The organism is Pseudomonas sp. PICF141, from assembly GCF_002286815.1.
In the GTDB taxonomy this organism is placed as follows: Bacteria; Pseudomonadota; Gammaproteobacteria; order Pseudomonadales; family Pseudomonadaceae; genus Aquipseudomonas.
In genome coordinates, this window is the sequence record NZ_MUNM01000078.1 from 95,630 (window position 1) to 112,937 (window position 17,308).

18 protein-coding genes are annotated in these 17,308 nt (G+C 59.6%); 7 read left to right on the plus strand and 11 right to left on the minus strand.

What is annotated here, in order from left to right:
* Positions 1 to 140 precede the first annotated feature (140 nt).
* Both BZL43_RS22935 and BZL43_RS22940 read right to left on the minus strand, forming a co-directional pair.
* Positions 141 to 536: a YbaN family protein gene (locus tag BZL43_RS22935; RefSeq protein ID WP_095634407.1), complete on the minus strand. Its 396-nt coding sequence runs from the start codon at positions 534 to 536 to the stop codon at positions 141 to 143.
* Positions 537 to 546: 10 nt separating this feature from the next.
* Entirely contained in the window at positions 547 to 1,134 is a 588-nt protein-coding gene (locus tag BZL43_RS22940; RefSeq protein WP_095634408.1) for a YecA family protein, read from the minus strand.
* Positions 1,135 to 1,471: 337 nt separating this feature from the next.
* Here BZL43_RS22940 and recQ point away from each other — a divergent pair, with 337 nt between their 5' ends.
* The 3 genes from recQ to BZL43_RS22955 all read left to right on the plus strand — a co-directional run bounded on the left by recQ (position 1,472) and on the right by BZL43_RS22955 (position 6,095).
* Entirely contained in the window at positions 1,472 to 3,598 is a 2,127-nt protein-coding gene (gene recQ / locus BZL43_RS22945) for a DNA helicase RecQ (RefSeq protein WP_095634409.1), read from the plus strand.
* Between the two features lie 121 nt (positions 3,599 to 3,719).
* On the plus strand, positions 3,720 to 4,154 hold the full coding sequence (locus tag BZL43_RS22950; protein ID WP_095634410.1) for a MarR family transcriptional regulator: 435 nt from the start codon (positions 3,720 to 3,722) through the stop codon (positions 4,152 to 4,154).
* A gap of 129 nt (positions 4,155 to 4,283) precedes the next feature.
* A complete protein-coding gene (locus BZL43_RS22955; RefSeq protein WP_095634570.1) occupies positions 4,284 to 6,095 on the plus strand; it encodes a FimV/HubP family polar landmark protein in 1,812 nt (603 codons plus the stop codon).
* Positions 6,096 to 6,158: 63 nt separating this feature from the next.
* On the opposite strand, the gene BZL43_RS22960 is transcribed toward BZL43_RS22955, so the two are convergent.
* Complete coding sequence (locus BZL43_RS22960) at positions 6,159 to 6,995, minus strand: IS3 family transposase (protein ID WP_371916226.1); 837 nt, start codon at positions 6,993 to 6,995, stop codon at positions 6,159 to 6,161.
* Positions 6,992 to 7,294: an IS3 family transposase gene (locus BZL43_RS28655; protein WP_060739331.1), complete on the minus strand. Its 303-nt coding sequence runs from the start codon at positions 7,292 to 7,294 to the stop codon at positions 6,992 to 6,994. Before BZL43_RS28655 ends, BZL43_RS22960 begins: the two co-directional genes overlap by 4 nt.
* Positions 7,295 to 7,504: 210 nt before the next feature.
* On the opposite strand from BZL43_RS28655, the gene BZL43_RS22965 reads away from it, so the two are divergent.
* On the plus strand, positions 7,505 to 7,792 hold the full coding sequence (locus BZL43_RS22965; RefSeq protein ID WP_095634411.1) for a SelT/SelW/SelH family protein: 288 nt from the start codon (positions 7,505 to 7,507) through the stop codon (positions 7,790 to 7,792).
* Here the strand turns inward: BZL43_RS22965 and BZL43_RS22970 are convergent.
* Complete coding sequence (locus tag BZL43_RS22970; protein WP_095634412.1) at positions 7,786 to 8,679, minus strand: DMT family transporter; 894 nt, start codon at positions 8,677 to 8,679, stop codon at positions 7,786 to 7,788. The two genes, BZL43_RS22965 and BZL43_RS22970, sit on opposite strands and share 7 nt — an antisense overlap.
* A 171-nt stretch (positions 8,680 to 8,850) precedes the next feature.
* Complete coding sequence (locus tag BZL43_RS22975; protein ID WP_095634413.1) at positions 8,851 to 9,609, minus strand: AraC family transcriptional regulator; 759 nt, start codon at positions 9,607 to 9,609, stop codon at positions 8,851 to 8,853.
* Positions 9,610 to 9,757: 148 nt separating this feature from the next.
* On the opposite strand from BZL43_RS22975, the gene BZL43_RS22980 reads away from it, so the two are divergent.
* Positions 9,758 to 10,573: a UDP-2,3-diacylglucosamine diphosphatase gene (locus BZL43_RS22980; RefSeq protein ID WP_095634414.1), complete on the plus strand. Its 816-nt coding sequence runs from the start codon at positions 9,758 to 9,760 to the stop codon at positions 10,571 to 10,573.
* Between the two features lie 167 nt (positions 10,574 to 10,740).
* On the opposite strand, the gene BZL43_RS22985 is transcribed toward BZL43_RS22980, so the two are convergent.
* Both BZL43_RS22985 and BZL43_RS22990 read right to left on the minus strand, forming a co-directional pair.
* Positions 10,741 to 11,331, minus strand: a complete 591-nt coding sequence (locus tag BZL43_RS22985; RefSeq protein WP_095634415.1) for an HD domain-containing protein — start codon at positions 11,329 to 11,331, stop codon at positions 10,741 to 10,743.
* A 63-nt stretch (positions 11,332 to 11,394) separates the two neighbouring features.
* Positions 11,395 to 11,706 (minus strand): DUF962 domain-containing protein, encoded by a 312-nt coding sequence (locus tag BZL43_RS22990; RefSeq protein WP_095634416.1) that lies wholly within the window; start codon positions 11,704 to 11,706, stop codon positions 11,395 to 11,397.
* Between the two features lie 158 nt (positions 11,707 to 11,864).
* On the opposite strand from BZL43_RS22990, the gene BZL43_RS22995 reads away from it, so the two are divergent.
* A complete protein-coding gene (locus BZL43_RS22995) occupies positions 11,865 to 12,926 on the plus strand; it encodes an AraC family transcriptional regulator (RefSeq protein ID WP_095634417.1) in 1,062 nt (353 codons plus the stop codon).
* Here BZL43_RS22995 and BZL43_RS23000 read toward each other — a convergent pair.
* Positions 12,883 to 14,337 carry a TrkH family potassium uptake protein gene (locus BZL43_RS23000; protein ID WP_095634418.1) on the minus strand — a complete coding sequence of 485 codons (1,455 nt, stop codon included), beginning with the start codon at positions 14,335 to 14,337 and terminating at the stop codon, positions 12,883 to 12,885. The genes BZL43_RS22995 and BZL43_RS23000 overlap by 44 nt on opposite strands.
* Before the next feature lie 122 nt (positions 14,338 to 14,459).
* Here BZL43_RS23000 and BZL43_RS23005 point away from each other — a divergent pair, with 122 nt between their 5' ends.
* Complete coding sequence (locus tag BZL43_RS23005; protein ID WP_095634419.1) at positions 14,460 to 15,026, plus strand: NAD(P)H nitroreductase; 567 nt, start codon at positions 14,460 to 14,462, stop codon at positions 15,024 to 15,026.
* A 124-nt stretch (positions 15,027 to 15,150) separates the two neighbouring features.
* Here BZL43_RS23005 and BZL43_RS23010 read toward each other — a convergent pair whose 3' ends face one another.
* Both BZL43_RS23010 and BZL43_RS23015 read right to left on the minus strand, forming a co-directional pair.
* Positions 15,151 to 16,491, minus strand: coding sequence for a HAMP domain-containing sensor histidine kinase (locus BZL43_RS23010; protein ID WP_095634420.1), 1,341 nt, complete (start codon positions 16,489 to 16,491; stop codon positions 15,151 to 15,153).
* Positions 16,492 to 16,742: 251 nt separating this feature from the next.
* Positions 16,743 to 17,183 carry a Spy/CpxP family protein refolding chaperone gene (locus BZL43_RS23015; protein ID WP_095634421.1) on the minus strand — a complete coding sequence of 147 codons (441 nt, stop codon included), beginning with the start codon at positions 17,181 to 17,183 and terminating at the stop codon, positions 16,743 to 16,745.
* Between the last annotated feature and the right edge of the window lie 125 nt (positions 17,184 to 17,308).

The window sequence follows — 17,308 nt, forward strand, 5'->3', positions numbered from 1 at the left end:
GTCAGATCTGACAGGTCGGGGCAGGTTTGCGACGAGTGGTTGGCATGGAGGCTTTCAAACCGACAAAAAAAACGGCCCGCAGGCCGTTTCCAATGATTTTCGCCACCTCGGTGAAGTGGAGGAGGCCGGCCAGATCATCCTCAGGTTTTATCCAGGGTCTTTTGCCGCAGGATATAGAGCGTCACCAGCACCGCACTGGTCAACATAAACCCCCGCGCCCACGGCAGCGGTACCAGATAACAAGAGAGCAGGATGCTTGCCCACATCAGCCCGATCGCATAGACCTTGCCCTTGAGCGGAATGCCATTGCCATCCAGGTAATCGCGAACCCACGGCCCAAGCCGTGGATGTTCAACCAGCCACTGATAGAAACGTGGCGAACTGCGGGCAAAACAGGCGGCCGCCAGTAACAGAAACGGTGTGGTGGGCAGCACCGGCAGGAAAATCCCGATCACCCCCAGCGCTACGCTCAGCCAGCCGATGGCCAGCAGCACGTAGCGCAACATCAGGGGGCGGTTGCCTATGGGGTTGTCCATAGGCAAAACCTTAGTGGTGACGTGGCTTGAGAATCGCCGGTTTTTCGTCTGGAGCCTGGCATAGCAGGTACAGCGCGGTCAGGGCTTCCGGGATCTGCACGATCATGTCGTCCATCAGGTTGGCATCTTTGGCGATGTCTTCGAACTCTGGCTGTTCGTCGAACAGACCGGAACCGACCATGATCGGCAGCAGCATTTCGCTGACTTCTTCTTCGGCGGTTTCGAACCAGGCCGCTTCGCGCAGGAACACGCCTTCCATGAAGCCGATGCACCAGCCGCGCAGGTCGGAATCGTCCGGGTCGTCGCCCAGGTCGAGCTCGCATGGCAGCTCGAATTCTTCATCGGACGCCAGTTGGCGGGCAATGTGCGCCTTGAGCAGCACCAGCGTGGATTCGATCGCTTCACGCTCGGTGTCGTCGGCGTAATGCGGCTCTTCAGCGAAGAGCGCGTCGATCCATTCACGCTCGGGAACTTCTTCGGAACAGATCGACAGCGCGGTGAGGTAGCCGTGGGCGGCCACGTAGTCCAGCGCCTCGTCATGCAGCTCGTCGGCGTCGAGGAAGACTTGCAGGCGGGTTAGTTGCTCAGCGAAGGACATTAAAGGGCTACCTTGGGGAATATACGATGCGGGAATTCTAGGCCTTCTTGAGCGCTTGGGCCAGCCGCTCGGCATATTTGCAGCCTTGCGGGGGGATTCTGTGGTTGTCGATACCGCCAGTCTGGCCCAATCCCTGTGGGAGCGGCGGTGCGTTCCTCTTCTCAGCGGCGTCCTTTGCCGGACAGGCCTCGGGTATACTCGCGCGTTTTGTGATGCCCTGCTGGCGTCACGGCTGAAATGTGAAGGGTCATGCAATGCGTACTTACGATTTGTCAGTGCAGCTTCCGTGGTTCTGAACCAGCCTTGCAGGGATGTTTCGGTGATTTTTGGAGTTTTTATGCTCGAGCAGGCTCAACGCGTCCTCAAGGACATCTTCGGCTACGACAGTTTCCGTGGCCGTCAGGGTGCAATCATTGAGCGCGTGGCCAGTGGCGGCGATGCCCTGGTGCTGATGCCTACGGGTGGCGGCAAGTCCTTGTGCTTCCAGGTGCCGGCACTGCTGCGTGAAGGCCTGGCGGTGGTGGTGTCGCCGCTGATCGCGCTGATGGACGATCAGGTCGCGACCCTCGAAGAGCTGGGCGTCGCCGCGGCGTCGTTGAACTCCACGCTAAGCGCTGAGCAACAGCGTGATCTGGCGGCGCGGATCAAGCGCGGCGAGGTGAAAATGCTTTACCTGGCGCCCGAGCGTCTGGTTCAGCCACGCATGCTGGCCTTCCTGCAAAGCCTACAAATCGCCTTGTTCGCCATCGACGAAGCGCACTGCGTGTCCCAATGGGGTCACGATTTCCGTCGGGAATACCTGCAATTGGGGCAATTGGCGGAATTGTTTCCCAATGTCCCGCGCATTGCCCTGACCGCAACGGCCGACAAGCGTACCCGCGAAGAAATCGTCGATCGCCTGCATTTGCAGAATGCCGAGCGCTTCCTTTCGAGTTTCGACCGCCCCAATATTTTTTATCGCATCGTGCCCAAGGAACAGCCGCGCAAGCAGTTGCTGGCGTTCCTCGCCGAGCGGCGCAGCGACGCCGGCATTGTTTACTGCCTGTCCCGTAAAAAGGTCGACGAAGTGGCGGTGTTCCTCAGCGAGCAAGGTTTCCCGGCGCTGCCATACCATGCCGGTCTGGCCAACGACACGCGAGCCCATCACCAAAAGCGCTTCCTCAATGAGGAAGGCCTGATCATGGTCGCCACCGTGGCGTTCGGCATGGGCATCGACAAGCCCAACGTGCGTTTTGTCGCGCACCTGGATTTGCCGAAGTCCCTTGAGGCTTATTACCAGGAAACCGGTCGCGGCGGGCGTGACGGCCTGCCAGCGGATGCCTGGATGGCGTACGGCTTGCAAGACGTGGTGATGCTCAAGCAGATGCTGCAAAACTCCGAAGGTGACGAGCGTCACAAGCGTCTGGAACAGCACAAGCTCGACGCCATGCTTTCGCTCTGCGAAGAAACCCGCTGCCGCCGCCAGACCCTGCTCGCCTACTTCGACGAAGACATGCCCGAGCCCTGCGGCCATTGCGACAACTGCATCGACGGCGTGCAAACCTGGGATGCCACGGAGCCGGCCCGTCAGGCGCTGTCGGCGATTTACCGCACCGGCCAGCGTTATGGCGTCGGTCATCTGGTTGACGTATTGCTGGGCAAGGACAACGAAAAGGTTCGCAGCTTCGGTCATCAGCATCTGTCGGTATACGGCGTAGGCAAAGCGATGGGGGAGAGCGAATGGCGCTCCTTGTTCCGCCAGCTTGTTGCCCGTGGCCTGGCGGATATCGACCTCGAAGGCTACGGCGGCCTGCGCCTGAGTAACACCTGCCGGCCATTGCTCAAGGGCGAAGTAACCCTGGAACTGCGTCGCGACCTCAAGCCGCAAACCACCGCCAAAAGCAGCAAGAGCCAGGCCAGCCAACTGGTTCGCGGCGAAGAGCGCGAACAGTGGGAAGCCTTGCGTGCCCTGCGTCGCAAACTCGCCGAAGAGCATGGCGTGCCGCCGTACGTCATCTTCCCTGACTCGACCCTGCTGGAAATGCTCCGCAGCCAGCCAACTTCGCTGGCGCAAATGGCCATGGTCAGCGGTGTCGGCGCCCGCAAACTGGAACGTTACGGCGAAGCCTTCCTCGAAGTGCTCGGCGGTCAGGTCGAGGCGCCGAAAGTGGTGGCCGATGTGCGTCATGAGCTGATCACGCTGGCCCGGGCCGGCATGACACCGCTGCAGATCGCCGGTCAGCTGCAATGCTCGGAAAAGAACGTTTACACAATGCTTGCCGAGGCCATTGGCAAGCAGCAGTTGTCACTGGAACAGGCGCTGGACCTGCCTGAAGAGTTGATGGGCGAAGTTCAGGACGCCTTCCTTGACGGCGAAGGCGAGTTGCCACCGGTGTCAGAGATTGCCGCGCTGTTCGCGGGAAGAGTTCCGGAAGGCGTTTTGTATTGCGTTCGTGCCGCCTTGCAGTCGGAATTCGAAGTCTGAATGACCTGCGGCACAGATGTAACGATTCAGTACAGGAGCAAACCTTGCCTATAGCCAAAGGTCATGCTTAGCTGACTAATAATTAGTTTTTCTCTATTTTCAGTCTAACCATGAGTGTTTTATGCCGTTAACCGATCAACACCGCTTTGGCATGCAACTGGCCCAGATGTCTCGGGGCTGGCGTGCCGAACTGGACCGCCGATTGGCTGGCCTGGGGCTATCCCAGGCGCGCTGGCTGGTGCTGCTGCACCTGGCACGTTTCGAGACTGCCCCCACCCAGCGCGAACTGGCGCAAAGCGTCGGCGTTGAAGGGCCTACACTGGCCCGACTGCTCGACAGCCTGGAAAGCCAGGGCCTGGTGCAACGCCAATCCGTGCTGGAAGATCGTCGGGCAAAAAAAATCGTGCTCTGCGCCCCGGCCCGGCCCTTGATCGAACAAATTGAAACCATTGCTACTCAATTGCGCCACGAACTGTTCGCAGGCGTCGATGAGGCGGATTTGAAAGTCTGCATGCGGGTCCACGGGCACATCCTGGGTAACCTGGAAAAATCTTGAGGCATAACCACGCGCCGGACTTTTGAGATACCCCGTTGGGCAGACTATAAAGAACTACTAGTCGATATCGTGTTCGTACCGGATGTGCGAAACACGTACAGGTTGGTTCAGGTTATCTAAGGGATGCTCATGCTCGAGAGTTGGCACGTTGTATTGCGGTGTTGCACCAGGCTGCTGCTGGTCGGTGGTGCTGTCACTTACTCGGCATTGGCCCCTGCGCTCGGGTTGGGTGAGATTACCCAGCATTCGGCGTTGAATCAGCCGTTCAATGCCGACATTGCTTTGGTGGACGCTGGTGGCCTGGCGGAGGGCGATCTCTCGGTCAGCCTGGCGACGGCGGACGAATTCAGTCGTGCTGGCGTCGAGCGAGTGTTCTTCCTCAATGACCTGAAGTTCACGCCGATCCTGCGGGGCAATCGCAGCCTGATCCGGGTAACGTCCAGCAAACCGGTCAATGAACCTTTCCTGAATTTTCTGGTGCAGGTCAATCAGCCCAATGGGCGGTTGCTGCGCGAATACACCGTGCTGATCGATCCGCCGGGGTCACCGGGCATTGTTCCTGTCAACGACGAACCCGCGCCGGGCCTTCAGTCTTCTGCGTTTCCGTCCGTCGAACCGGCTGTTGCATCGCCACCTGCTGCGAAGGCGGCGACGCCCAAGCCTGATGCCGATAAACCAGCTGCCGCGCCCGCGAATGATGCTATTGCCGAACAGTTGGCCGCCAGCGTGCTGCAGAACCAGCAGCTGCAAAAGTCTATCGATGAACTCAATGCCCGGCTTCAGGCGCAGGATGAGCAGATCGCCGGGCAGAAAAAGCAGGTGATCGAGCTGCAAGCCCAATTGGCGGAAGTCAAACAGGCGCCGGTAGAGCCGGTCGTGCCGCAGGTGACGGTACCTGCGCCCGTTGTAGAAGAGGAACCCGAACCGACGCCGTGGCTGCTGATCATCGGGTTGCTGGCACTGGTGACGTTGCTATCGGTTGCCGTTTTCATTCGTCGTCAACGACAGCAAGCTGAGGCTCGGGTCCAGGCCGAGCCGTTACCTGTGCAGCCGTTGCGTCATGAACCGGAGCCCCACCACACGCAAGAGCCGATCAGGTTGACGTCCCGGCCGCAACCACTAGCCGGATCGACTGAAGAACCTCCGGCAGGCGACGTGCTGGAAGGGGTGGGTATTTATCTGGCGTATGGCCGTTTGTCCGAGGCGGCCGGTTTGTTGCGAGACGCATTGGTCAGGGAACCCCAGCGCACCGATCTGGCCGTGCAACTGTTGGAAGTCCTCGGTAAACAGGGCGACGTGCAAGCTTATGATGCGCAGGAAAGCAGCCTGCGAGAGGCCGGGTTCGATGCACAGCAGCTTCAGGATATCCGCGCCCGCCATCCGAAATTGGTCAGCGCCGCACCGATAATCGCCGCCGTGGCAGTGGTTCCTCCCACCCCCGCAATCCCTGAAGCTGCGCCGAGCGATGAGTTCCAGTTGAACCTCGATGACCTGTCGATGGATTCGAACTGGGACCTGATCAGCCCCTTCGAAAACTCACCGTCCAGCACCAAACCGTCGAATGAGCCCACGCCGGCAGACGAGCCCGGGTTTACCTCGAACCTGCACGTGTTGCCTGATGTTTTCGAAATGCCCGAGGAGCCGATGCTGGACGAGCCCGAGCTTGAATGGATCGCCGAACCCGACGCTCAATCGCTGGACGAGACCTTTCTCAACGCGTTCAGCGACCCAGGCCAGCCGCTGGAACTTGAGCCGCTGAGTGCCGAATTGATGGATGTGGAACCGTCCGGACCGAGCAGCGCGGGCAAACTCGAACAGGCCCAGACCTGCATCGACGACGGCGATCTGGACAGCGCCATCGAACTGCTTAACGAGCTGCTCAAGGAAGGCGACGAACCGCTCAAGGAAACGGCCCGGACGCTGTTGGCCGGTATCCGATAACACCCTTACCCATGTAGGAGCGAGGCTGAACTGGTCAACTAATTTTGGACACCAGTTACGGTTTCATGCTGCCAGTTTCTCCATAGCTACCGGCGACCGGTAGTCGTTGTAGCTATGGAGCCTGACGTTGTTGTAACGCATCACATAACGCTGCACATCCACCCGCGCCTCATGTTCCGAGCGGTAGCCATCTTCTGGCACCCACTCTGACTTGAGGCTTCCAAAGAAACGCTCCATCGGAGCGTTGTCCCAGCACTCACCTTTGCGACTCATGCTCTGCAGGAGGCCATGTTTGCGCATTTCTTTCCTGAATTTATGACTGGTGTATTGGCAGCCCTGGTCAGAGTGAAACAGCACCTCTTTTGGCCGGCCTCGTAGGTCGACCGCCATCCGCAACGCTTCGCAGGTCAGCGTGGCATCGGAAATCATCGAAAACGACCAGCCCACGATCCTGCGGGCAAACAGATCCAGAACCGCCGCGAAATACATCCAGCGCGTGCCGACTTTGATGTAGGTCACATCGCCGCACCACACTTGGTTAACCGCCGTGACATCAAACTTGCGCTTGAGCACATGCGGCGCCACCAGCGCCTCAACGCCGGAAGATTTGTACTTGTGCCGCCGCCGTTGATGACTGGCAACACCGGCTTCGCGCATCAAGCTGCGAGCCATATGGCGCCCGACACGATGCCCCTTGGCTTGCAGTTCCTTGGACAGGGTGCGAGACCCGGCGGACGCTCTGGATTCCTTATGATGCTTGACTAGCACGGCCTTAAGTTTCTCCCGTTCAGGATTCACCTTGCCCTGGCGCTGACGCCAGGCGTAAAAGCTGCTGCGGGTGACTCCAAACGCCCGACAGCAATTGTTAACGCCGTACTGCTCGTCCAGCTCATTGATCAGCGAGAATGATCTTTGGAGTCCAAAAGCAGGAGAGCACTGGCCTTTTTTAGGATTTCAATGTCCAGGTCTTTTTGCCTGAGCAACGCTTTGAGCTGCTGAATCTCCCGCTGATCGGCGGTGATTGCCTTGGCCCCCACCGGGGTCGAACCCAAGCGTTCTTTGCGAACTTGGTCGACCCAACGGCGCAAGGCCGTAGGGCCAATATCCAAACTGGCACAGACCTCAGGAACTGACTGGCCCTCGTCCAGCACCATGCTGGCGGCCTTGAGTTTGAACTCACTGGAATAAGATTTACGCATATCCACACACCTCAGATTTGGGCACCATCTTAGCGCCCGATTGAAGTGTCCAAAATCATTCGGCCAGTTCAGGCTTGCCCGCGAAGAACGACAATGCGGTTGTCCTGATAAACCGCGTCATCGTTCTTCGCGGGCAAGCCTCGCTCCTACAGAATCAGGGGCAAGGCGGCTATTATGGCGACGCCCCCAGGCCCAGGAGTTTTGCCAATCATGAGCGCACGTAAACCGGAAATCGTCATCACCTATTGCACGCAATGCCAATGGCTGTTGCGCGCCGCCTGGCTGGCCCAGGAACTGCTCAGCACCTTCGGCGACGACCTGGGCAAAGTGTCTCTGGTGCCCGGCACCGGCGGGGTTTTTCACATTTTCTGTGACGATGTGCAGCTCTGGGAGCGCAAGGCCGACGGTGGTTTTCCCGAGGCCAAGGTGCTCAAGCAGCGGGTCCGTGATCAGATCGATCCGGACCGCGACCTGGGCCACAACGACCGCACTCAGTGAGACGGGGCTTGCGCCCCCACGGCACTCTTGCTTGAACTGCCGGACAATCGGCTGGAAACCACAATAGCCACGATGATCAGCGCGCCGCCAATCAACATGCGCAAGGTCGGGTTTTCATTGAACAACAACCAGGCCAGGGTGATGCCGTAAACCGGCTCCAGGGCAAACACCACAGACGCGGTCCGGGCTTTGATCACCGCCAGGCTGGCGACGAACAAGCTGTGGGCAACGCCGGTACAGAACACCCCGAGCAGGCCGATCCACAGCCAGTCGATGGCTCGCACTTCGCTCAACTGGGGCGCCGCCACCGGCAGCAGGCAGATCGCAACCACCACGTTCTGACACAGAGCCGCCTGCACCGGCGCAATGCGTCCCGAACTGGCGCGGTTGGTCAGCGACAGCAGGGCGAACAACAAGCCGGAAGCCACCGCCCACAACAGGCCGGTGGTAGCGCCGCTGGCCAGATCGAAATCCGGCGTGACCAGCACCAATCCGATGCTGACCAGTACCACCAAGAGGATTTCATTGGCGCGGATGCGCTCGCGGAAGATCAGCCCTTCGAGAATCACGGTAAACGCCGGGAAACTGGCAAACCCCAGGGTCGCGATTGCCACTCCGGCCACCTTCACGGCGATGAAGAAACTCACCCAGTGCCCGGTCAGCAGCAAGCCACTGAGCAGCAGGCGACGCAGGTCCACTGCATCGAGTTTCTGCCAACGGGTAGCGCTTGCGAACCGTGCGAAAAATGCCAGGGCGAGGACGGCAAACGCGGCCCGGCCAAACACGATGATCGCTGGCGAAGCAGCGGCGAGTTTACCGAATACACCGGTCAGGCCGAACATCAGTGCACCGATATGCAGAGCGCCAAGGGCGGTACGGGGAGTCATTGCAATCCTTGATAAGCGTATCGAATCCGGCCGACAACCATCGGCCCCGGAGCTGCCGAAGGCTGCGATCTTTTGATCTTGATCTCAAAAAACAAGATCAAAAGATCGCAGGCTTCGCCAGCTGCTACATTTAATCGTGCCGGGCTGGTTATGTCTGTCGCCAGACTCGCGTCATTTGTCGCCAGCCTCGCGGCGCAATTTACCGGGCGAGGCGCCGAACTCACGCAGCACTGCGGCGGCGAATGCACTCTGCGAGCTGTAACCGACCCGACAGGCAATCTCGCCAATGGGCAGCGCTGAATCGCGCAACAGGCGCACGGCAATGTGCAGCCGGCGACTGCGAATGTAGTCCATCGGCGTTTGCCCGCATTCCGCCACGAACCGCGCATGCAACCGGGCGCTGGACAGGCCGGCAATGCGCGCCAGATCGGCGACTTGCAATGGGTAGGCCGCGTACTGATCGATGTGCGCATTCAATGCCGCATAGGGCAGGCGCCGACCGCCCACACTGTCGGGTTTGGCGTTGTTCAAGCTGGCCAACAACAGCACCGCGCCTTGCTGCGCTATCAGCGGATCATTGATTTGACTGCCTGCCAGCCAACTCACCAGCTGGCTTTGCCCGGCGTCCAGCGACAGGCGCCCGGCATTGTCGAGCAAGCGGCGGCTGGCTTCGGCGTGATCGCCAAGGGACTGCGAAACCCACTGTGCACTCGGCACATCCAGCACCAGGCAACGACTGCCACGGGCGCTGTCGCAGGCATGATGCGCGCCCGACGGCACCACCACAAAACTCTGCTGCACCACCTGACTACCATGCCCTTCGACCTCGAAGTCCAGTGCGCCTGACAGCCCGAACACCAGTTGTGCGTGGTCGTGGCTGTGGACGATCAGGTCGTGGGTGTACTGGCGAAGTGTGAGGATCGGTCTCATCGCAGGTCTCATGGCGATTTTGATGAGGGAGGCGCCAGTCTACACCGCGGGTACCCATGCGCGTGTTGTCACAGGACTGACTTGCGATTGTCATGGGCAATTCACCCGACCGGCGCAAGCTTGCCAAAACTTGTCCTGAGGGTTGCCCATGACCAGCGCCGAGCTCGCCAAACCCAGCCGTAAGCAACGTGTGCGGACCTTGTGGATTTCCGATGTGCATCTGGGCACCCGGGACTGCCAGGCCGAACACCTGTCGCAATTTCTCAAGGGCTACCACGCGGACAAGGTCTACCTGGTCGGCGACATCATCGATGGCTGGAAACTGCGCAGCGGCATGTACTGGCCCCAGGCGCACACCAATGTGATTCGTCGTCTGCTGACCATGAGCAAGCGCGGTACGGAAGTGATCTACGTCACCGGCAACCATGACGAGTTCCTGCGCCGTTATTCGAAGCTGATCTTGGGCAATATCCAGTTGGTGGACGAAGCCGTGCACGTGACCGCCGATGGCCGTCATCTGCTGGTGATTCACGGTGATCAGTTCGACGTGATCACCCGCTACCACCGCTGGCTGGCATTCCTCGGCGATTCGGCCTACGAATTCACCCTGACGCTCAATCGCTGGCTCAACCATTGGCGGGCCCGTTATGGCTACGGCTACTGGTCGCTGTCGGCGTACCTCAAGCACAAGGTCAAAACCGCCGTCAGCTTCATCAGCGATTTTGAAGAAGCCATCGCCCATGAATGCGTTAAACGCGAGTTGCATGGCGTGGTATGCGGGCACATTCACCATGCCGAGATTCGTAAGGTTGGCGGAGTCGATTACCTCAATTGTGGGGATTGGGTGGAGTCGTGCACGGCGCTGATCGAGCATTGGGATGGCTCGATCGAGCTGTATCGGTTGGCCGATGCCCAGGCGCGGGAGGCCGGATTGAAGGCGGTGAAGGTCGCCGAGCCGGTGTGAACCAGAGGTTTAGCCTTTGTGGCGAGGGGGCTTGCCCCCGTTGGGGCGCGAAGCGACCCCGAAATCATTCATCCCGGTTGTATGGGGTAGACCGCATTTGTCGGTTTTTACGACTGCTGCGCAGCCGAACGGGGGCAAGCCCCTTCGCCACAAAACGCTGACACTGATCAAGCCGGCGAATGTTCTTCCATCGCCGCCTTGTAAATCGAATGCTTCGGCTGCGCAAACAGCCGCTCTACCATCGGTTCGAAGAAGCTCAGCGGCAGTGTGTCGTACGCCGGATCAAACGCCGCCGCATCGTAGCGGGCGCAAAACTCGATGGTCGCCTGATACTGCGGATGACCGCTGAATTGCTCGCGCAAATGCCGATCCATGCCCAAGTGATGGAAGAAGTAATAGCCTTGGAAAATTCCGTGTTTTTCTACTATCCACAGGTTCTCGGCGCTGACGAACGGCTTGAGGATCGCCGCGGCGATGTCCGGGTGATTGTAGGAACCCAGCGTGTCACCGATGTCATGGAGCAGAGCGCAGACCACGTACTCTTCGTCCCGACCATCGCGCCAGGCGCGGCTGGCGGTTTGCAGGGAGTGGGTCAGACGATCCACCGGGAAACCGCCAAAATCCCCCTCCAGTAACTTCAGATGCGCCACGATCCGTTTGGACAATTGCCGGGCATAGGCGCTGAAATCTGCGGCGATGATCGCCCAGTCTTCCTGCGTGCCGTCCTGCATATGGGTAAAACGGGCGTGGGCATTCATCGGCTATCCTCTTGTTCTGATTGAAAGGGATGTGTTGAGTGTAGGGCTTGGATTCAACGCCCCCTAGAACGCCACGCGACCCAGCATCATGTCGCGGTACATGACGAAATCGCCGAGCAGGCTGTAAAGAGGATGCTTGAAGGTGGCAGGGCGATTTTTCTCGAAGAAGAAATGCCCGACCCAGGCGAAGCTGTAACCGGCCAGCGGCAGGACCAGTAACATCCACCACGCGCCGTTGCCGATGGCCAGCACCAGAATGAAGATAACCAGAGAAGTGCCGACAAAGTGCAATCGTCGGCAGGTGCTGTTGCGATGTTCGCTGAGGTAATACGGGTAAAACTCAGCGAAGCTGTTGAAACGCTTGATGTTGTCCACGACTGCAATCTCTGTGGTAGCTGTGCACGCGACAAGTTGTTCTGCAGGTAGCTTATTTAAGTCTAGAGTGATCATTGGTATCAGCCAGTGACAATAGGCGCCACTTTAGTATCCTTGGGTATTGGGTCGTGGCATGCGGCCATCACGTAGTAAACGCCATGAGCGAACGAACGACTTCTGCAAGCTGGGCGATGGGGATTGTCAAAGCACTGGAAATGGACGGCCTGGATTGCCGGGTTCTGTTCAAACAGCTGGGGCTCGACTATGCGGCACTGGATGACCCGGATGCGCGCTTCCCGCAAGATTCCATGACGCGGCTTTGGCAGCGCGCGGTCGAGCTGTCCGGCAACCCGGCGATCGGCCTGAACATGGGCAAGGTGGTGCGACCGGCGTCCTTCCATGTCGCCGGTTATGCGCTGATGTCCAGCCAGACCCTGGCCGAAGGCTTTCAACGCCTGGTGCGTTATCAGCGCATCATCGCCGAAAGTGCCGACTTGAGTTTCCGATTACTGGATGAGGGGTATGCGCTGATTCTGACGGTGCATGGCGATCATCTGCCGCCCACCCGCCAGAGTGCCGAAGCCTCGCTGGCCTGTGCCCTGGCACTTTGCGGCTGGCTGACCGGCCGTACGCTTCAGCCGCGCAAGGTCTTGCTGCAAGGCGATTACCCCGTCGATCTTGAACCCTATAAACAAGCTTTCCACGCCCCGTTGATGTTCAATGCGCCCTATGATGCCTTGATCTTCGAGCGCGATGACATGGAGGCGCCGCTGCCCACCGCCAACGAGGCCATGGCGCGGTTGCACGACCGGTTTGCCGGCGAATACCTGGCACGGTTTTCCGAGAGCCGCGTGACGCACAAGGCACGGCAGGTATTATGCCGTCTGCTGCCCCAGGGCGAACCCAAGCGCGATGCGGTGGCCCAGACGCTGCACTTGTCGCAACGCACCTTGCAACGTCGCTTGCAGGAAGAAGGCACGAGTTTTCAGACGTTGCTGGATGACACCCGGCGTGAACTGGCCGAGCAATACCTGGCACAACCGAACATGACTCTGCTGGAAATTGCCTACCTGCTGGGGTTTGCCGATCCGAGCAACTTCTTCCGTGCCTTTCGACGCTGGTACGATTCCACGCCCGGCGAATACCGGGCACGGCTGATGGCAGCGCCCATGCCGATCAGTGACGCCAGAACGCCGGGATACACAGGACAAACACCGTAATGATCTCCAGCCGGCCCAGCAGCATGCCGAACGAGAGAATCCACTTCGCGGCATCCGGCAGGCTGGCGAAGTTACCCGCCGGGCCAATCGTTTCGCCAAGCCCCGGGCCTACGCCAGACACCGTGGCGGCCGCGCCGGTCAGCGCGGTCATCCAGTCCACGCCCAGTAGCGACAGCAGCAGTGCGATGACGCAAATGGTGATGGCGAAGAAGAACGAAAAGGTCAGGATCGAGCGCACGATCTCTTCGTCGAGACGGTGGCCGTTGTATTTCTGCTTGATCACCGCGCGCGGGTGAATCAACTGGTTAAGGTTGGCCTTGAGCAGAATGTAGGCAACCTGGAAGCGGAAAATCTTGATCCCGCCAGCGGTCGAACCCGAGCAACCCCCAACAAACCCCAGATAAAAGAACAGCATCAATGAGAAGTTGCCCCAGAGGCTGTAGTCCCCCAGTGCAAAACCGGTGGTGGTCACCACCGACGTCACGTTCAGCGCCACATGCCGCAAGGCTTCCAGCCAATGCAGCTGGGTCGTCCACCAGTACCAGGTGCCGAGCACCAGCCAGGTCACCAGCAACATACCGAGCAGGCCCCGAACCTGTTCATCCTTGATCAAGGCCTGACGGTTACCGCGCAGCGTCGTCACGTACAGTGTGAATGGCAGGGCACCGAGAATCATGATCACCACGGCGACCCAATGCACCGCAGGCTCCGGCCACTTGGCCAGGGACTTGTCGGAGGTGGAGAAGCCGCCGGTGGAAATCGCTGACATCGCATGGTTGATGGCATCGAACAGGCTCATCCCGGCCCACCAGAAGGCCAGGCTGCCGAGAATGGTAATGCCGACGTAGGCCGCAACGATCAAACGCGCCACCATGTGCGAACGGGGCATGACCTTTTCGGAACGGTCCGACGACTCGGTCTGAAACAGCCGCATGCCACCGATGCGCAGCAGGGGCAGGATCGCTACCGCCATGCCGATAAAGCCGATGCCACCGATCCAGTGCAGCAATGAACGCCACATCAGGATGCCGGGGGACATGGTGTCCAGGCCGTTGAGCACCGTCGCTCCGGTGGCGGTGATGCCGGACATGCTTTCGAAGAACGAGTCGGTGTAGCTGATGTGCTGGGTCAACAGGAACGGCAGGGCGGCGAAGATACACACCACCAGCCAGCTACTGACGGTCAGCAGGTACATGTCGCGCGGACGCAGATGGATGTGCTCGGGACGCCCGGGTATCACCAGGGCCAGGCCGGCGACAAAGGTGATCATGCTCGCCCAGAGGAACGACGGCAGATCGCTGGTGCGCTCGAAGATCACCAGCGTGGCCATGGGCACGACCATGGCGATGGCCAGCGTGATCAGGAAGATGCCGATGATGAAACCAATGATCCGTAAGGTCGGCAACGCCATGAAGTCCGCTCGGGCTAATAGTAGGAAGGGCGCCATTCTACCTGCGGGGCAGGGCATGTAAACCGACGCCGTCACGACAGTTGACGCTAGAATAGCCAAACATTTTCTACAGGAGGTGGCCGATGCAGGCTCTCGACGCTTTGCTCAACCGTGTTTCCGTCCCGCGACTGCTCGATCCGGCACCCACTGCCGAACAACGCGAAGTGCTGTTTCGCGCTGCGATGCGCGCGCCAGACCATGGCCACTTGCAGCCTTGGCGCTTCCTGACAGTCGAAGGCGCGGCGCGCGAGCAGATGGGCGAGTTGCTGGCCGAGGCGGCGAAACTGCAAGACAGTGATGTGTCCGAAGCCTTGCTGGACAAGGCGCGCAACGGCCCGCTGCGTGCGCCGCTGGTGATTGTGGTGATTGCCCGATTGCAGGAACACGCCAAAGTGCCGAAGTCCGAGCAATTACTGGCAGCTGGCTGTGCCGCTCACGGGATTTTGCTGGCCGCTTATGCGCAGGGCATTGGCGCGGTGTGGCGTACCGGTGAGCTGGCTTATTCGGCGCATGTGGCCAAAGGTTTGGGATTGGCGGAAGGGGAGCAGGTGATTGCGTTTCTTTACCTGGGCACGCCGCAGAAAGAACCACGGGTGGCGGAGAAAGTTGATTTGACCGAGTTTGTCAGCGCCTGGCCCGGTAAGGTCTGAAGATCAAAAGATCGCAGCCTCGTTTCACTCGACAGCTCCTACAGGGAAATATGTACATCTGTAGGAGCTGTGTAGGAGCTGTCGAGTGAAACGAGGCTGCGATCTTCTTGCATCACCACCGAATTTAAGGTTGCACTACCGCCCCCGGCACCAACGGCAATTCCAGGCTGGCAACAAACCCGCCCTCGGGGTGATTGGCCAGCACCAGACTGCCGCCATGACGCTCCGCCGCACGACGCGCAATGGCCAGCCCGAGGCCATGCCCGGCCGCTGTTTGCCCCGGTGCCCGATAGAACGGTTCCGCCAGCTGATTCAAATGCTCCGCTTCTACGCCGGGGCCATGATCGCGCACACTGACCACAATCCTGTCGCCCTGACGCAACGCTTGCACTTCGATCGGTTGCCCGACCGGGTTAAAACGCTGGGCATTGCGTAGCAGGTTGTCCACGGCGCGCTCGATCATGGTCGGCCAGCCTTTGAGGTTCAGTTGCGGCTCGGCCTTAAGGCGCACGTTCTGCTCGGGCGAACCCAACTGGGCGTCTTTTTGCAAGGCATTGAGCAGCGCATTGAGATCGACCTCTTCAGCACTGGCGTTGTCGGCATCGACGCGCGCCAGTACCAGGATTTCGCTGATCAACGCTTCCAGTCGATCACACTCACGGGTCAGGCGTGGCCAGAGTTTTTCTCGCTCCTCAGGATTGGCCCGTTCGGCCAATGCCAAGGCAATGCGCAATCGGGCCAAGGGTGAACGTAATTCGTGAGACACGTCCCGCAGTAATTGCCGCTGGCTGCCGATCAGGCTTTGCAGGCGCGCGCCCATGCGATTGAAGTCGTTGGCCAGCACGCCGAATTCATCGCGGCGGTTGGCCAGTTGCGCCAGGCTGTTCTGTTGGTACGTGGTCTGCCCCAGGTCATGCACGGCGCTTCGTAAACGGCTCAGGGGGCGCGTGATGGAGAAGGTCACCAGCAAACTGAACAGGGTCAACACCACCAGTGCGATGCCCAGTGCACTCAACGGCCAGAGCAGGCTTTCGCGATGCCAGGCGTCCAGTTCCGGGTGCGGAACGCGATAGATCAACAGATAGGTGTCGCCCGTCTTGGCGCTGGTGTATTCATCGGTCAGACGCCGCCATGGCAGGCGTCGATCATCGTTGTTCCGCCGTGCTTCGAAGGCCGCCGCCCGCGGTGGAAAGGTGCCGCGTACCACCGGGTCGCCGGCCTCGTTGAGCACTTGGACGTTGATGTGATACTGGCGCTTGCGTTGTTCCAGAATGTTCTGGGCGGCTTCTTCTCCCTGGCTTTCGTAGGTTTGCGTCCACTGTTCGGCCAAGGTGTTGAGGCCTGGGTGGCGACTGAGAATCCACGTGTCCTGATTGAGCATGTGCCCAAGCAGAATCGAAAGCCCTGCAACCAGAGCGATGGCCAGCCAGAAACTGGCCAGGATACGCCAGAACAATGAGCGCACAGAAAATCCTCAAACAACCACAAATCCATGTGAGAGCGAGCCCTGTGGTGAGGGGGCCCGTGTGGCGAGGGGGCTTGCCCCCGTTCGGCTGCGAAGCAGTCGTAAACCATTACCTGCGGTTTAACTTTGAAATGTCGGGGCCGCTTCGCGACCCAACGGGGGCAAGCCCCCTCGCCACACAAGCCCGTTCCCGCATTAGACGAATGGCAACAGACCCAACGGTGTTGGCCGTCGGGTCCGGGGTTAGCCCATTATTGCGCTTTTTGCGCTTTCCAGGCCTTGAACTCGGCCCATTCGGCGCGACGCTCAGCCTTTTTCTTCTGGATCTCGTCGAATTGCTTCTGTTGATCCGGTTTCAGTAGTGCGCGAACGTCGGCTTCGGCTTTGTTGTGCCTGGCCGCCATCTCGTCTTTCAGGGCTTTCTGATCCGCTGGCGAGAGTTTTTCCAGGTACTTGTCGACCAATTGCTGACGCTCACGCATCTGCTCGCCCATGATCTTGCGGATTTGCTCGCGCTGTTCGCGGCTCAGGTCCAGTTGGCTGTAAGGGCCTTTACCGTGCATGCCGTGCATCTGACCGCCGTGGCGTGAGCCGTCCATGTGGTCACCCATCGGGCCTGCGCCTTCCGGCATGGCCATGGCAACGGTCGGCAGGGCGGCAGCAAACATCAGAGCGATAAGAGTCTTGCGCATGGTGTATCTCCTTGTCTGGTTCCCGGTACGTTCCGGATGTGTGCAGATTACGCAGATCAAGGTCAGCGGCGGTCAGTGGAGCGTAAAGCTTGGGTAAAGATGATTTTCTACCTTCCTGACACTTC

What these genes read in the sequence shown, in the direction of transcription:
- BZL43_RS22950 (WP_095634410.1), top strand. Translation starts at nt 3,720, where the DNA reads ATGCCGTTAACCGATCAACACCGCTTTGGCATGCAACTGGCCCAGATG.
- BZL43_RS22975 (WP_095634413.1), bottom strand. Translation starts at nt 9,609, where the DNA reads ATGAGACCGATCCTCACACTTCGCCAGTACACCCACGACCTGATCGTC.
- BZL43_RS22980 (WP_095634414.1), top strand. Translation starts at nt 9,758, where the DNA reads ATGACCAGCGCCGAGCTCGCCAAACCCAGCCGTAAGCAACGTGTGCGG.
- BZL43_RS22940 (WP_095634408.1), bottom strand. Translation starts at nt 1,134, where the DNA reads ATGTCCTTCGCTGAGCAACTAACCCGCCTGCAAGTCTTCCTCGACGCC.
- BZL43_RS22995 (WP_095634417.1), top strand. Translation starts at nt 11,865, where the DNA reads ATGAGCGAACGAACGACTTCTGCAAGCTGGGCGATGGGGATTGTCAAA.
- BZL43_RS22970 (WP_095634412.1), bottom strand. Translation starts at nt 8,679, where the DNA reads ATGACTCCCCGTACCGCCCTTGGCGCTCTGCATATCGGTGCACTGATG.
- BZL43_RS23015 (WP_095634421.1), bottom strand. Translation starts at nt 17,183, where the DNA reads ATGCGCAAGACTCTTATCGCTCTGATGTTTGCTGCCGCCCTGCCGACC.
- recQ (WP_095634409.1), top strand. Translation starts at nt 1,472, where the DNA reads ATGCTCGAGCAGGCTCAACGCGTCCTCAAGGACATCTTCGGCTACGAC.
- BZL43_RS22965 (WP_095634411.1), top strand. Translation starts at nt 7,505, where the DNA reads ATGAGCGCACGTAAACCGGAAATCGTCATCACCTATTGCACGCAATGC.
- BZL43_RS22935 (WP_095634407.1), bottom strand. Translation starts at nt 536, where the DNA reads ATGGACAACCCCATAGGCAACCGCCCCCTGATGTTGCGCTACGTGCTG.
- BZL43_RS22985 (WP_095634415.1), bottom strand. Translation starts at nt 11,331, where the DNA reads ATGAATGCCCACGCCCGTTTTACCCATATGCAGGACGGCACGCAGGAA.
- BZL43_RS23000 (WP_095634418.1), bottom strand. Translation starts at nt 14,337, where the DNA reads ATGGCGTTGCCGACCTTACGGATCATTGGTTTCATCATCGGCATCTTC.
- BZL43_RS28655 (WP_060739331.1), bottom strand. Translation starts at nt 7,294, where the DNA reads ATGCGTAAATCTTATTCCAGTGAGTTCAAACTCAAGGCCGCCAGCATG.
- BZL43_RS23005 (WP_095634419.1), top strand. Translation starts at nt 14,460, where the DNA reads ATGCAGGCTCTCGACGCTTTGCTCAACCGTGTTTCCGTCCCGCGACTG.
- BZL43_RS22955 (WP_095634570.1), top strand. Translation starts at nt 4,284, where the DNA reads ATGCTCGAGAGTTGGCACGTTGTATTGCGGTGTTGCACCAGGCTGCTG.